General features: G+C 64.3%; 11 protein-coding genes. 2 read left to right on the forward strand and 9 right to left on the reverse strand.

What is annotated here, in order from left to right; genetic code table 11:
• Positions 1 to 72 precede the first annotated feature (72 nt).
• The 4 genes from JOF47_RS15910 to JOF47_RS15925 all read right to left on the reverse strand — a co-directional run bounded on the left by JOF47_RS15910 (position 73) and on the right by JOF47_RS15925 (position 4,167).
• Complete coding sequence (locus tag JOF47_RS15910; protein ID WP_210000146.1) at positions 73 to 747, reverse strand: metal-dependent transcriptional regulator; 675 nt, start codon at positions 745 to 747, stop codon at positions 73 to 75.
• A 147-nt stretch (positions 748 to 894) separates the two neighbouring features.
• Positions 895 to 1,647, reverse strand: coding sequence for an ABC transporter permease (locus JOF47_RS15915; RefSeq protein ID WP_210000148.1), 753 nt, complete (start codon positions 1,645 to 1,647; stop codon positions 895 to 897).
• Positions 1,647 to 2,606 carry an ABC transporter ATP-binding protein gene (locus JOF47_RS15920; protein WP_210000151.1) on the reverse strand — a complete coding sequence of 320 codons (960 nt, stop codon included), beginning with the start codon at positions 2,604 to 2,606 and terminating at the stop codon, positions 1,647 to 1,649. The genes JOF47_RS15915 and JOF47_RS15920 overlap by 1 nt, the downstream gene beginning before the upstream one ends.
• A gap of 274 nt (positions 2,607 to 2,880) precedes the next feature.
• Positions 2,881 to 4,167 carry a hypothetical protein gene (locus JOF47_RS15925; protein ID WP_210000154.1) on the reverse strand — a complete coding sequence of 429 codons (1,287 nt, stop codon included), beginning with the start codon at positions 4,165 to 4,167 and terminating at the stop codon, positions 2,881 to 2,883.
• 562 nt (positions 4,168 to 4,729) lie between these two features.
• Here JOF47_RS15925 and JOF47_RS15930 point away from each other — a divergent pair.
• The gene (locus JOF47_RS15930) at positions 4,730 to 5,068 is read left to right on the forward strand and encodes a hypothetical protein (protein WP_210000156.1); all 339 of its coding nucleotides are present in this window, start codon (positions 4,730 to 4,732) and stop codon (positions 5,066 to 5,068) included.
• On the opposite strand, the gene JOF47_RS15935 is transcribed toward JOF47_RS15930, so the two are convergent.
• Positions 5,042 to 7,372, reverse strand: coding sequence for an aminotransferase class III-fold pyridoxal phosphate-dependent enzyme (locus tag JOF47_RS15935; protein ID WP_210000159.1), 2,331 nt, complete (start codon positions 7,370 to 7,372; stop codon positions 5,042 to 5,044). The genes JOF47_RS15930 and JOF47_RS15935 overlap by 27 nt on opposite strands.
• A gap of 286 nt (positions 7,373 to 7,658) precedes the next feature.
• Between JOF47_RS15935 and JOF47_RS15940 the strand changes: the two genes are divergently transcribed.
• Positions 7,659 to 8,582: a LysR substrate-binding domain-containing protein gene (locus JOF47_RS15940; RefSeq protein ID WP_210000160.1), complete on the forward strand. Its 924-nt coding sequence runs from the start codon at positions 7,659 to 7,661 to the stop codon at positions 8,580 to 8,582.
• 253 nt (positions 8,583 to 8,835) lie between these two features.
• Here JOF47_RS15940 and JOF47_RS15945 read toward each other — a convergent pair whose 3' ends face one another.
• The 4 genes from JOF47_RS15945 to JOF47_RS15960 form a co-directional block, all read right to left on the reverse strand.
• A complete protein-coding gene (locus JOF47_RS15945) occupies positions 8,836 to 9,417 on the reverse strand; it encodes a dihydrofolate reductase family protein (protein WP_210000162.1) in 582 nt (193 codons plus the stop codon).
• Positions 9,418 to 9,609: 192 nt separating this feature from the next.
• Positions 9,610 to 11,037: an amino acid permease gene (locus JOF47_RS15950; RefSeq protein ID WP_210000164.1), complete on the reverse strand. Its 1,428-nt coding sequence runs from the start codon at positions 11,035 to 11,037 to the stop codon at positions 9,610 to 9,612.
• Between the two features lie 535 nt (positions 11,038 to 11,572).
• Positions 11,573 to 12,913 carry an MFS transporter gene (locus JOF47_RS15955; RefSeq protein WP_210000167.1) on the reverse strand — a complete coding sequence of 447 codons (1,341 nt, stop codon included), beginning with the start codon at positions 12,911 to 12,913 and terminating at the stop codon, positions 11,573 to 11,575.
• A complete protein-coding gene (locus JOF47_RS15960) occupies positions 12,910 to 13,956 on the reverse strand; it encodes an MBL fold metallo-hydrolase (protein WP_210000169.1) in 1,047 nt (348 codons plus the stop codon). Before JOF47_RS15960 ends, JOF47_RS15955 begins: the two co-directional genes overlap by 4 nt.
• Positions 13,957 to 14,255 lie beyond the last annotated feature (299 nt).

The following is a 14,255-nucleotide window of genomic DNA, read 5'->3' on the forward strand; positions in this document are numbered from 1 at the left end:
GGGGAAGCAGCGCACCGCGCCGGCGCCCCTGGCCTCCGGTGCGTTTGGGCGTGTTTCGGTGCGTTGCGTGACTTAGGCGTGGGACACGTAAAGCGCGTCCGTCGCCTGGCGGCCCAGACTGACAGGGATTTCGCCGTCGCCGACGTTCAGGCTCAGGGCATCCGAGAACGGCGTTGCCCCCACGATCGTCAAGACGACTCCCGGCACGACGCCTTGGGCGTGGAGGAACTTCAAGAGCACCGGGTCGTCATCCGAGATCCGCTCCACGACGACCCGCTGGCCCGGTCCCACCTCGCTGAGCAGGACCGCGTCGGGCAGCACCACCACGCCGTCCGCGGACGGGATCGGGTCTCCGTGCGGGTCGCGGGTGGGGTGCTGCAGGAACGCGTCGAGGCGTTCCACCATGAAATCCGAGATGGCGTGTTCCAGGTTCTCGGCCTCGTCGTGGACCTGGTCCCAGTCGTATCCGAGGACCTGGACCAGGAACGTTTCCAGGAGCCGGTGCCTGCGCACCATGTCCAGGGCGTGCTTGCGGCCGAGGTCGGTCAGTTCGACGGCGCCGTAGCGCGCGTGGCTCACCAGGCCCTGGGTGGTCATCTTCCGCACGGCGTCGGAAACAGAGGAGACCTTGAGCCCCGTCTTCTGCGCAATGACGGTCGCCGTCACGGGAACGTCCGACCATTCGGAGATACCCCAGATGACCTTCAGGTAGTTCTGCGTACTGACCGAAAGCTCCGAAACCGACATGCATACGAGTCTACAGATCGGACGAGCGGCGTGCGGGCGCTCCCTGGGTGCGCAGCCCGGATCCGGCCCCGGAGATTGCGGGCGCGTTGATCGTGTGGATCAAGAAGTTGGATCACCCGGAAGGAAACGGGACCGGCGGGGCTAGTTTCACCGCCGCGCCCTCGAGCGGCGGACCGCCCACAGCGCAAGCCCGGCGAAGACCAGTGCCCAACCCACTATGTTGGCTAGGAGCATGCCAATCGAATCCACGGTATCGGTCCCGGCCCCGTAGCCCTCGGTCAGCGGGTAGCGGGCCAATCCCACGAACCCGTACATCGGGGTGAATCGTGCGATGTCCAGCAGCACCCCGCTCAGCGGCATGAACACGTTACCGAAGAAGGCGAAGAACACCAGGCCGCTGCTGGCAATGCCGATTGCAGTCTCCGACTTGAAGGCCAGCCCGACGGCCATGCCATAGAGGCCGAAGACCCCCGAGCCCAGCACGACGGTCCCGTAGCTGAGCGCCCAGATCCAGGCCGCGTCTGCCTGCGCCCCGGTGAGCATGCCGGTCAGGTACACGGCGGCGGCGCTAGCGGCGGAGATGACCAGGGCGACGGTGATCTTGGCGGCCACGAATCCCGAGGCTTTCATCGGGGTCAGCGCGATTTGCCGTCCCCACCCCAGCATGGACTCGGTGGCGGCGGTCCCGGCGATGGCCGTGGTGGCGACGGCAGAACCGTAGGCGGCCATGGAGACCATGACGTAGAACTTCACGTTGCCGTTGCCTGCGCTCGTGTCCCCGGAGCCGAACATGTTCCCGAAGAGCACGTACATGGCCACGGGCATGAACACCGCGAACATGACGTTCATGATGTCCCGGGATTGGCGGAAGAGTTCGATGCGTACATAGGTGGGGTTCATCAGCGTGCTTCCGTCAACGCCATGAAGGCGGATTCCAGGGTGGGTGCGGTGATCTCCAGCTCGCGGGCCCCGAGTCCTGTCAGCAGCATCAGCGCCGCGGCGTCGGATTCCGGGCCCGTGATGCTGACCCGGCGGCCCTCTAAGCGCACGGAGACGACCCGCGGCAGGGTGCGCAGCGCCGCAAGTGCCGGCTCGGCGGGGCGGTCATCGGGCAGTGTGGCGGAGACGACGTGTCCGCCTGTCATGGTGCGCAGCTGGTTGGTGGGGCCGTCCGCCAGCACGCGTCCTGCCCCGATGAGGATGGTGCGTTCGGCGAAGTCCTGTGCCTCTTCCAGGTAGTGGGTGGCGAACAGGACGGTGCGACCCTCCAAGGCGTCCTGCCGCATGGTGCCCCAAAACGCGTGGCGCGCAGCGACGTCCATCCCGGCTGTGGGTTCGTCGAGGATCAGCAACCTCGGATCGGGCAGCAGTGCGAGCGCGAATTTCAGCCGCTGCTGTTCGCCTCCCGAGCACTTGGAGACCTTGCGGCGGGACAGGGAGAGGATGTTGGTGCGTTCCATGACCTCTTCGATGCGGTCCTTGGCACCGTGCAGCGCGGCGATCGCGGTGACGGTTTCGCGCACTGTGAGGTCCCGCAGCAACCCGCCGGTCTGCAGCACCGCGGAGATTTCCCCGGCCTCCACGGCCGCGCGCGGGCTCTTGCCGAACACCGAGATGGTGCCGGATGTCGGTGCGGTGAGCCCAAGCATCATGTCGATGCTGGTGGTTTTTCCCGCGCCGTTGGGCCCCAGGAAGGCAACGATCTCTCCGGTCCCGACGCTCATGTCGATTCCCGCCACGGCTTCCAGCGGGCCTAGGGCGGTGTGGAAGGTCTTGCGGACCCCGTCGAGCCTTAGCGCGATCCCCGGATCCGGATTGGCTTCCAACCGTGCGGCCAATTGTTCGGTCGTTTCATTCATACGGCCCAGTCTTCTGTGTTTGGCGGCCCAACAAAAGAGAAAGAACACATTGGTTGACTGAAGTGAATCCGGTGGGCTTTGGCAGATTCATCGGATGGAGCGGGAGCTGCGGGCGAATTCCGGGTACGAAAATGTAGGGCCGGTTCGGGCGCCAATTAGGAGTTTTGGCCGTTCCGGGCGTTTTGAATGTTCCACGAGTTCCAGCGCGCGCAGCTGCCACGGAATTGCGCACTTCCAGCTGGCAGTGGCTGACGAGCACGCCATTGGCTGGACGCTAGCGATAATACGCCAGGGGGTACGGGGCAAGGTTTTGCCCACCGCTCCGCGAGCATATGGGCACGAGAGTCCACATGAACTTTTGCAACAAGGGATCCTCGCAAAACTCCGGCGGGTCCACCGTATCTCTTTGAGGGACTGGCGCCCCGGGCAGCTCACCGGTCAACAAATTCGAGCCCCGGGACAGGTCCCCCTGGTTGTGCTTGTTCACCTTCTGGCTGGGGGGATCCGCCGCGGGGCAAGGGGGAAGGACCGCGGCCCCCGCCTTCAGCCCAGAGGCGGATTCCGCCAATCGGTACAGCCGGAAGATCCGTCGGTCCTTACTGTCGCGTCGAGTCGGATTGAATCCGATTTGAACGTGTACGCCCCCGGTGTCCATCGGATCGGCTTCAACCTTGATGCCTTCGGCTTCAAAACCGGCGGTGGACTTGCTCTCGATGACGCGTTTTCCCCGCTTGGCGACTTCCCCGCCATTCCGCCAGGAGTAAAGATAAATCGTGGGAGTTTGACCTACATAACCCCGAAAAACGTAGAGGTGCTTTAGCTTGGCGCCATCGCCCTTGATGTCAAAGCCCTGGAACGCCTTCTTCGAGGTCTTGGGTTCCTTGAATTGGGACACCATTAGTTTCTTGGCTTTTGCGATCGGCAACTTGTTTCCCGGCGCCTTCTTCATAAGTGCGGTGAGTGCCGCAGTCTTGTAGATGCCGTAGTAGGCGGCCGAACGTGGCCCTCCGAGCTGCACCCGAATGGCCAATCGACCCTGTTTGTCGGACAGCGCAACGGCACTTCGAGCTGCGGCACCAGACTTGCCGGGGACGATTGAAGCCAAGTCCGTCAGCGTGCCAACTCGGCGATAGCTCGCTTTTTTCGAGCCCTTGGGCGCCTTGATGTACTCGATCAGCGAGATCGTCCTCGAGTGATAACGCGGCGGCGTTTTCCGGGCACCGCTCCCCACCCATGCATAAGTGCGGCCCTTTTTCGAATACACCTCAAGCGACTCTCCGTGCCCAAAACGCGGCAACTTGACGCTGTCACGCTGAACGCATTTTCCCGCCGAAGTGCGGAAGCATCTGGACAGCCGCGTGTCGTTGCGGGAAGGCTGCATGAAATAGACATTTCCACCGGGTCCATAGTCGAACGATTGGATCGCCCTGTTCGATTTGGGAGGATTCAATCGAAGGGCACTTTCGGGAGCCAGCGCGCACTTCGGGCTCGCGGCAAGAGCGCCGGCCGGCGGGAAAGCGACCGCGAACAAAAGCAGCAAATTCGCAGCAGCAATCCTCATTCTCGACCTTTTCATCAGTTTCCCCCTCCCCCAAAGACACCGAGCCGGCGAAGCTCCCTGCGATGCTGCAATTCCCAAGCCCACCCAGCCTAGCCAGCGCTCCAGCACATGCCAATGCGTTTCAGCAAAAACGAATCGTCATGAAATCGTAATGAAACAAGGGACGCAAAGGGGATCCCGCGGACAAACCGCTTTACGGTGCGCCACCCATCGCGCATGACATGCAAAAGCGGCGATCGACACACCAGGTGGTGTGTCGATCGCCGCAAGCTTCGTGGCCGCGCCGGTCTAGCGGCGAAAGAGTCGTGTAAGCCAGCCAGCGGACTCCTTGGGGGCCTTCGGCGCATTCGGATCACAGGAGCATTGCTCGGAACGCGGCACGTGGGCCATGACCTGCTTGACGTGCTGGCCGCAACCGGCCCAGGTAGTCTTCTGGCACTTGCGGCATTTGACTGCACGGCACATGTGTTTATTCCTCGCGATTGGCGGCAACTGTTCAACGGGGCATCGAAGCCCCCTCACATTCGAGTATGTCATATACCCCTAGGGGTATAAAAATCACATGAATTCGGAACCTAACCTCCGAGAGTGCACGATCGAAAAGTTGCAGGACGGGCCCGCCTCGCTATGCTGGCAGTCATGGCTGATCTTCTTTGTCTGGTGGGGCATGGGCACCGTGTTCTTCTTTAAGGTTCCCGGCGGCATCAAGGCCGACATCGACGCCGAGGAGCGGGTCCTGGAGATCGTCAACGCATGCAAGGCCAAGACGCAACACCCCGCACGGCACCACGCCGCAGGGCAACAAGCAGCAAACGCCCTTGGCTGGCACCGGTTCTTCCGGTGCCAGCCAAGGGAGTTTCGCGTTTTTGGTCCCCTAGCCCGCGCTGCCAACATGCAGTAGCGCGGCGCCGAAGGCCTCGAGCAGCAGCTCGGTTTCCTCCCTGCCGATCACCATGGGCGGGCGCATCTTCAGCACGTTGTCATCCGGGCCGATCCTGCTGACCAGCACACCGTTCGCCTTCATGTGTTCGATGACGGCCTTGGCACCCTCGGCCCACGGGCCGCCGTCGGGGCGCACGATCTCGACGCCGAAGAACAGGCCGCGGCCCTTGACCGCGCCCGCGGCGGGCGATTCGGCCGCAATTTCCCGCAGCCTCAACTGGATGCCGACACCGAGGCCCCTGGCGTTGGCCCGCAGCGAACGGTCCTCCATTTCCTGCAGCACCGCCAGCCCGGTGGCGGCGGAGACCGGGTTTCCGGCAAAGGTGTTGAAGTACATGTTGTGGCTGCCGAACTCGTCGAGCAACGCCGTGGTGGTCACCACGGCGCCTAGCGGGTGGCCATTGCCCATGGGCTTACCCAGGGTGGCGAGGTCCGGGACGATGCCGTGCAGCTCGAATCCCCACATGGCGTCCCCGGTGCGCCCGAACCCGGACTGGACCTCGTCGGCGATCACCAGGCCGCCGGCGGCATGCACGCGGTCGGCCAGCCCGGCCACGTAGCCGCGCGGGACCCGGTTCAGCCCCTCGGTGGAGAACAGCGGGTCAAAGAGCACCGCGGACAGTCCGATGCCCGCGGCCTTCAGTGAGGCGATCGCCGCATCCACCCCGGCCAGGGCAGCCGCCGTGAGTTCGTCCTCCGTCAGCCCGCCCGCATGTTCCAGGTCCGGAATGCGGATCGGACGGACGTGCTCCCCCAGTCCCTCGCGGGTCACCAGCCCGGTGGTGAGTTCGGCCAGTGCACTCGTGTTGCCGTGGTAGCTGAAATCGCTGACCAGCACGCCCCGGGCGCCTGTGTGTTGGCGGGCGATGCGCAGCGCCAACTCGTTGGATTCGGAGCCGGAATTGGTGAAAAACATCTTGTCCAAGGGCGCCGGGAAACAGGAAAGCAGCTTCTCCGCGTAGGCCACCATCGGTTCGTTGAGGTAGCGGCTGTGCAGGTTCAGGACCTTGGCCTGCGCGCAGGCGGCCGCGACCACCCGCGGGTTGCAGTGCCCCACGTGCGGCACGTTGTTGTAGCCGTCCAGGTAGCGGCGTCCTTCGGTGTCGGTGAGCCACACGCCCTCGGCCGAGGCCAGGGCGATCGGCTGGGCGTAGAAGAGCGGGGAATGCCTGCCCACCGTGGCAAAGCGCCGGGCCAGCAGTTCATCGGTGGTGGAAACGGTCTCGGAAATCAACGTCGGGCTGTCCTTTGCATAGTCCGCCGCCAGCCGGAGCACCAGCGGCAGCACGTTCTCGAAGATGAATAGGGCATCGTCCTGTCCCTCGCGGGCGGCGGCCCACCCCAGGTAGCTGGCACCGCGTGCCAGGCGCAACGTATCCCAGAGCTCAAGGTGTTCCGGCGGCAGTTCGCGCACGCTGCCGTACCCCTGGAACAACGCCTCCCGGTACGCGGGGTAGGCCGGATGCGGCTGGAAGAAGAAGAGCGCCGTCACCAGGTCGAAAAGGAAATAGCCGGGGCCGAAGTCGTCGAAGTCGATAACCCGCAGGCCGGCGGGAGAGGTCAGCACGTTCTCCGGGGTGAAGTCAGCGTGGATGGCCCCATAGCGGTCCGGGGCCTTGCCGTGGTCCTTCAGTATCCGGCCGGCGCGGTCCAAGGCCTTGCGCAGCAGGGCTCGCTGGGAGTCGTCCAAGACGCTGGCGGCCAGCGGGTCGCCCCACAGCGGTGCGGCCCCGGTGAGTCCCTCCGCGTCCCAGGCACCGCGCCCCGTGCCGGCCTCCGGGCCCAGTTCCTCGGCCAGCACGTGCAGCCGGGCGATGGTGGAGCCCAGGTTCCTGAAGTCCTCCGGCCCCAGCGTGCTGGTGCCGAACAGCCCCTCGTCGATGGAACCCAGCGTTGTGGAGCCGGTGATCCATTCCTGCAGGTCGATCTGGCAGGACCTGCCGAAACCGTCGAGCAGGGAAACGAACAGCCGGCCATCGACCGTGGGCAGCACTTGGGGCACCATGATTCCGCGGGCACCGGCCGCGTCGAGGAACGCCATTTCGGCATGGATTTCCGCGTCGTTGCGCAGACCCGGGCGGTGCAGCCGCACAGCCAAGTCGGTTCTCCCGGGCACCGCCAGGCGGTAGACGAAGTTTTCGCGGTGCTTGATGAGCTCAAACACCGCTTCTTCGGCCGGAATCCCGTAGGAATCCAGTGCCCCAGTCACCAGCTGCTCTGCCTCCTGGGCAGTGATGCTGCGCAGGTCGAGTGTGGTTTCCATGGTTTCGCCTTTCCACGACGGTTCGGGGCGCGAGATCGATTCGGTGCATTCGCCACGCAGGTACGCCGCTTTGCGTCGCGGTCCACCACCCACTGTACGAATCCGCCGTGGCAAGATGCTTGCGTTTCAGTGCTCGGGCATTGACGAAGAGTGCCGATTTGCCTCGCAGCGCGGGGCCTTCGGATACGGATCGCGCATGAACAAATGTCGGGCCGGCAAGTGTTTTCCGCGCGCAATGAAAGACTCCGTTCGAGGCTTCGAACACCGCATCACCTACGCTGAATAGGTGGTCAACTACACCCTCAAGCAATTGCAGTACTTCATCGCCGTGGCCAATGCCGAGTCGATTTCCGGCGCCGCCGCCGCGTGCCACATTTCCCAGGCGGCCATGTCGCAGGCCATCAACGAACTCGAACGCATCGTGGGGTCGCAGCTGTTGGTGCGGCACCGGGCGCGCGGGGTCGTGCTCACCGCGGTGGGGGCCCATTTCCTGCGCGACGCCAAGGACCTGGTCCGCCACGCCGAAGAAGTCCAGGGCCACATCGGGGAACGCCAAAGCACCCTGGCCGGCCCGCTGGTCATCGGCTGTTACACGAGCCTTTCGGCGTTCTGGCTGCCGATCATCTGCGAACAGTTCACCAAGCCGAATCCCGGACTCGAGGTACGGATCATCGAGGGTGACGGAGTCGTCTTGCAGGAACGGATGCTCGAGGGTTACCTGGATGCAGTGCTCACCCACACCAGGCACCTGCTTCCCGTGGTGAAGCACGCCCCGGTGATGACCGGGCGCCCCTACGTTTTGCTGGCCGCCAACCATCCGCTCGCCGGCAGGGGCAGCGTCCGGCTGGCGGAATTGGCCGACGAGGATTTCGTCTCGCTGGACATCCCTTCGGTGCAGGACAACCAGCTGGTGAACCTGCGCATGTCCGGCCTTGATCCCAAGATCGCCTGGAGCAGCTCGAATTTCGAGGCGGTGCGCGGCATGGTGGCCCGCGGGCTGGGCTACACGGTGCTGGTCCAACGCCCTCCGGTGAACATGAGCTACGACGGGTTGCCTCTGGCAATGCTGGAAATCGAGGGACCGGTGGGCCGCAGCGACATCTGTGTCGCCTACACGGCCTCTGACCGACCCAGCCTGCGCCTGCGCGCCTTCATCGAGTTCTGCGAACGGATCGGTGCCGAACGCGAAGACGGGATGGGCGGTTTCTGAACTGCTCCCCCGGAGACCGGAATGATTAATTCAGTTCCTTACGTCCGTGGAGTTTTACATGCGTCGAAATGTCCCATTGACCGCCGAGCATAGACGAGATCCTGTTAACGGGCTCTTCACAGTTGAGGGTGCAATCGCTGGCTGGATGTCGGCTGGCGCGTCGGTCCCGGGGCGGCGATGCGCAAACGCAGCCGGAGGCCCGACCTTGTGCCACCGTTCGCAGTGGGCTTCTTCGCGCACCCGCCCGGATCGGTCAACGGCGCACCCGATAGCGTAGGTGAAGCACCCGGTTGCCCCGGATCGCCACGTCGGGATCCTCCAACAGGTGCTGTGCGTGGACCGACCCGAAGTAGCGCTTGCCGGACCCGAATACGACGGGTGCGACGTCCATGCGCACCTCGTCGACCAGGCCCGCGGCAAGCACCTGGCCGCCGACGTCGCCGGCGGCGACCTCGACGATGCGGTCGCCCGCGAGCTCCTGCGCCTTGGCCACGGCCGCCTCGACGCCGTCGACGAAGTGAAACGGCGCCTCGGGGTCCCAGCCCTCGGGCTGCGGCCGGTGCGTCACGACAACCACGTGGTCGACCCCGCCCGGAGGCTTCCCGTCCCAGCCGTCCGTCAGGTCGAAGACGTGGCGGCCGACGATTGTCGCCCCGATCTGGTCCCAGTACGGCCGGGTGTAGTCGTAGGACGTCTGCGACACCTTCACCTCGCCGCTCTCGCCCAACGGGACATCCCCGCCGGACAACCAGTCGAACAGCGGTCCGGGCTGGTCGTTCCCGTCCGCGACGAAGCCGTCCACCGACACCGAGCCGTACATGACCACCTTGCCCACGGGGCCCTCCTTTGGTTTGGGGTGCCCCATATTAGCAGCGAGTGCCTGGTTAACGCAGCGAGTGCCTGGTTAACGCAGCGAGTGCCTGGCCCCGATGAAATATCGGGCCCAGGCACTCGCTGCTTGGACTTTTACCTACCGAGTCCACCTTTCGGGGGCCGGTTCAGGCTTTCTGTCCAATGTAGCTTCAGGCTAGGAAGCGGAGGACGTGACTGCGTCGCGGTCGCGGGCCGCAAGTTTCTTGCGGACCACGGGCCAGAAGGCAACCAGTACACCGGTGGCCAGCAAGCTGGTCCATACCTGGGTCCGGCCGGATTCGGTGGTCAACATGATGGCCAGGACACCCACCACTCCGGCTATCAGCAAGTAGTTCAACCAGGGGAAGAGCCACATCTTCAGCTTCAACCCGGCGACTTCCTCGGGGGACATGCGTGAGCGCAGGCGCATCTGGGTCACGGCGATGAAGACGTAGACAAACAGTGCCACCAGGCCGGCGGAGTTCATGATGAAGTCGAAGATGCCCGAGTCGGGCAATGCGAAGTTCACGATGGTCGCCACGAAGCCGCCGACCGTCGAGGCGATCAATGCAGCCAGAGGCACGCCGTTCTTTGAACGCTTGGTCATGATCTTCGGGGCGAAGCCCTGGTCGGCCAACGCCGCAAACATGCGCGAAGCGGAATACAGGCCGGAGTTCAGCACCGAACAGACGGCGGTGAAGATGATCAGGCTCATCACCAGCTCGGCACCCGGCAGGCCAAAGAGCGAGAATACGTAGGTGAACGGGGCGATCTCGGCCGGGTCGGGCAGCTGGTTCCACGGCACGATGGTCACGATCACCAGCACTGCTCCGACGAAGAACAGCAGGATGCGCCAGATGATGGTGCTGCTGGCCTGGCGGATGCCCTTGGAGGGATCCTCGGACTCGGCGGCGGCCATGACGGCGATCTCGGTGCCGAAGTAGGAGAAGATCACGACGGCCACGCCGGTGATGGAGATCCACACGCCATTCGGGGCGAATCCACCGTGCTGCCACAGGTTATCGACGGAGAAGCTGGAGTTCGGCCACATGCCCAAGGCAAAGAGCACGCCGACGGCAAGGAAGATGACGATGGCGATGACCTTGATGCTGGCCAGCCAGAACTCGACCTCGCCGAAGGTGCGCACCGAGATGATGTTGGTGCAAATGAAGAGGACCAAAAGAATAGCGGAGAACAGCCATGACGGAAGCTCTGGGAACCAACCGTTGAGCATCTTGCCGCCAAGCACGGATTCATAGGCCAGCACGCCGACCCAGAAGTACCAGTACAGCCAGCCAACGAGGTATGCGGCCCAGTTGCCGAGACCCTGGCGGGCGTATTCCATGAACGAGCCGACGGTCGGGCGTGCTGCGGCCATCTCGCCGAGCATGCGCATGGCCAGGAAGACCAGCAGTCCGCCGATGAGGTAGGAAATGACGGCCGCGGGACCGACCGAACGAATGACGTTGCCCGAACCAACAAAGAGGCTGGCACCGATGATGCCGCCAAGGGTGATCATGGTGACGTGCCGCGAGCGCAACTTGCCGCTTTCGGCACCTTCTGCGGACGGCTCCGTTGCCGTCGAAGTAGTACTAATAGACATGTGAAACTTTCCGGGGTCTTGCCAGAGATTTTTTGGCGCTTCGGCCGCCTGCCAGAAATGTGCTCTGGTGCATAGGCGAGATGTGCCCTTGGAGACAATACCCCTCCGCGCGATGTCTGTTTGAGCCGAGGGTATATCGGGGAACACCCCGGGCGCACCGAAAAAAATGCCAATTTCCGGGCGCTGCGGCACCCCTTCAAGGTGTTGCAGGCACCACACGCCAGTGATGGGGATCATACGTTGCCGCGGCGGTTTGTGCCCATCTGGCGCAGTGCAGCAAGGATGCACGAGCGTGGTTCCCAGACCCGGGCCAGGGCCCCGTCCGCGAGAAACGTCGGCAGCCGAAAAGACATGTGGCCAGACGCCATGAACGCCTTCGAGAAGCTACGCATCGAGCCACGGCCGGTGGGCAACTGCGGGCCGAGACCCCAACTGACCGCCTCCTTCGAGTTCTGCCAACGGACCGGTGCCGAACGCGAAGAAGGGATGGGCGGTTTCGTGAGAAACCGCCCATCCCTTCAAAAGCTCCGCGGAACTACATCTTTTCGGCGCTCAGGTCGGCGTCCTTGCCTTCCTTCACGCTGCGCATCGCCAGTGCCGCAATCACGAAGACCACGGCCCACCCGGCACCTGCCAGCCACAGGGAGCCGCCGCCGAGCAGCACCAGGCCGGTGACGATCATCGGGGTGAATCCCGCGCCGAGGGTCGAGGAAAGCTGGTAGACCAGCGAGGCACCGGTGTAGCGGATTCGGGTGGGGAACAATTCCGCGGTGAAGGCACCGAAGGGTCCGAAGATGACGCCCTGGATGAGGCCGTTGGCGAGGAACAACGCGATCGCGAAGAGCCAGATTTCGCCCATCTGCAGCATCCACATGATCGGCAGGGCCAGCACTGCGCCGGCCAGGATGCCGACCATCATCACCGGACGGCGTCCGATGCGGTCCGAGTAGCGTGCGGCAATCCAGACGAACACCACGGTCAACGCGGCGCCCACGGCCTTGATGTTCAGCACCGAGGTGCGGTCCATGCCACCGGCTTCCACCACGTAGGAGATGGCCCAGACCGTCATGATTCCCTGCACGGTGTAGGAGCTCATGCCCACCAGGGTGCCCATGAGAACCGACTTCGGGTACTTGGTCAGCACCTGCATCAGCGGGATCTTCTTTTCCTCGGCCTTGTTTTCAAGGGCCAGGAAGAGCGGGGATTCGGAGACCTTCAGGCGGATGACCAGACCGATTGCCACCAAGCCCAGGCTGGCGATGAACGGGATGCGCCAGCCCCAGGCCAGGAACTGGTCGTTGGGCAGCGTCGAGACGGCGGAGACGGCAAGCGTGGCCATGACGGCGCCGGCGGGGCCGCCCATGTTCGCGAAGCTCGCGGCGAATCCGCGACGTTCCTTGGGTGCGTGTTCCAGGGCCATCAGCATGGCCCCGCCCCATTCGCCACCCACGGCAAGGCCCTGCACGATGCGCAGGAAGATCAGCGCGATCGGGGCGATCATGCCCACCTGCGCGGTCGGCGGCAGCAGGCCGATGATGGTCGAGGCGACGCCCATCATCACCATCGACGTGATCAGCACGCCCTTGCGCCCGAGCTTGTCGCCGAAGTGGCCAAAGACGATGCCGCCCAGCGGGCGCGCAAGGTAGCCGACTGCCAGCGTGGCGAAGGAAGCGAAGATCGCTACCGACGGCTCCAGGTTCACGAAGAACACCTTGTTGAAGACCAAGGAGGCGGCCGTGGCGTAGAGGATGAAGTCGTAGAACTCGATGGCGCTGCCGATAAAGGAGGAGGCCAAGATCCGCCGCATCTGCGGAGAGTTCAGCGACGGGATGTCCAACTTCTCGGTGGCCTTGTCGATAGCCGGGCTGTGTGTCATCGGGAGACTACCATTTCTGCTGGTTCGGTGGCGAAGGAGATCACTTGCAAGTCGTCCGGGACCACGAAGGTGCCGGAGAAATCGGCGGCGTGGGAGCGCCAGACCGAGACGGGGGTGGTTCCGGGAACCAGGTGGTGCAGGGCCAGCGTGCGGGCCCCGGCGCGTTCGGCCAGCTCGATGGCCTGCTGCGCGGAGGTGTGGGAGAGCCGGTGGTGGTCCATGGAGGCCTGTGCCGCCTCGGTGCCGATGTGGCCGTAGGCGCGCTCGACCCAGTCGAAGTCGATGGCCTCGTGCAGCAGCAGGTCGGTGTCGCGTGCCAGCGTGACGAGGTTTTCGCACGGGGCGGTGTCGCCGGAGATGGTCACCGATCCCTCGGCGGTGTCGAAGCGGAAGGCGAAGGCGGGGGCGATCGGCGGGTGCTTGACCAGGGTGGCCGTCACCGTCACCAGTTCGTCGCGGTAGATCTCGAACGGGGCGAAGTTCTCCGGGGTCGGGTTCTCGTTCGCGTGGTAGCCGGTTCCCTGCGGGATCTGGATGTCCGAGGCAACGAAGTGGTCCAGCGGCGAGGGGCGCAGCGCATCGATCACCCGGTCGTTCAGGTCCGTGGCGTAGGCCTGCATGAGGTGGCTGAACATGTCGGCCGTGCCCGGGGTCGAGTTCGCCGGGTAGAGCGGGGTCGGCGGCACCGCGGCGCGCGGGGATGCCGGCGGCAGGATGCCGCGGTCGCCGGGGCCGATGATGCGGATGGACTTCTGGCCCGGCGTGATGGTGAACAGCCCGAAGATGGCCAGCGACGCGAGGTCGATGGTGTGGTCCGAGTGCAGGTGGGTCAGGAAGATCCCGCGCAGGTTCGCGGTGCTGAAACCGGCCTTCATGAGCTGGTTTCCCACGCCCGTTCCGGCATCCACCAGGTACACGGCGTCGCCGACGACGACTGCCGTGGAAATACCCGCACGCTTGCCGGCATTTTCGCCGGTCCACCAGCGCGGACCGCCGGCGGTCCCCAGCGTGACGACGTGGGGTTTCAGGGATGTGCTGTGCACGCGAACGGCTCCTTGGCTTCTCAAACGGGTAGGTCCTCTAAGACAAGGATGGTGTCCCCCGTTACATTCGTAAAACTGTTTTTATCTTCCTTCTTAATCGGTTTTTCTTATGTAGACGACTGGCGGGCCATGGCATGACACCGTCCCGGGGACGGTGGCCTCGATTTTTCCTAAGCTCATCGGGACGGCGCAGAGTTCTTGGACGACCGTGATGTCCTGGCGCTTCTGGAATCCCTCGCCAAGAAACACATGTTTGCCCCCGAAGGGCCATCGGCATCGGGCTGACTCATGGAGCGGGC

It is taken from the genome of Paeniglutamicibacter kerguelensis (assembly GCF_017876535.1).
GTDB classification, from domain to species: domain Bacteria; phylum Actinomycetota; class Actinomycetes; order Actinomycetales; family Micrococcaceae; genus Paeniglutamicibacter; species Paeniglutamicibacter kerguelensis.

What these genes read in the sequence shown, in the direction of transcription:
- JOF47_RS15935 (WP_210000159.1), bottom strand. Translation starts at nt 7,372, where the DNA reads ATGGAAACCACACTCGACCTGCGCAGCATCACTGCCCAGGAGGCAGAG.
- JOF47_RS15925 (WP_210000154.1), bottom strand. Translation starts at nt 4,167, where the DNA reads ATGAGGATTGCTGCTGCGAATTTGCTGCTTTTGTTCGCGGTCGCTTTC.
- JOF47_RS15950 (WP_210000164.1), bottom strand. Translation starts at nt 11,037, where the DNA reads ATGTCTATTAGTACTACTTCGACGGCAACGGAGCCGTCCGCAGAAGGT.
- JOF47_RS15915 (WP_210000148.1), bottom strand. Translation starts at nt 1,647, where the DNA reads ATGAACCCCACCTATGTACGCATCGAACTCTTCCGCCAATCCCGGGAC.
- JOF47_RS15955 (WP_210000167.1), bottom strand. Translation starts at nt 12,913, where the DNA reads ATGACACACAGCCCGGCTATCGACAAGGCCACCGAGAAGTTGGACATC.
- JOF47_RS15930 (WP_210000156.1), top strand. Translation starts at nt 4,730, where the DNA reads ATGAATTCGGAACCTAACCTCCGAGAGTGCACGATCGAAAAGTTGCAG.
- JOF47_RS15920 (WP_210000151.1), bottom strand. Translation starts at nt 2,606, where the DNA reads ATGAATGAAACGACCGAACAATTGGCCGCACGGTTGGAAGCCAATCCG.
- JOF47_RS15910 (WP_210000146.1), bottom strand. Translation starts at nt 747, where the DNA reads ATGTCGGTTTCGGAGCTTTCGGTCAGTACGCAGAACTACCTGAAGGTC.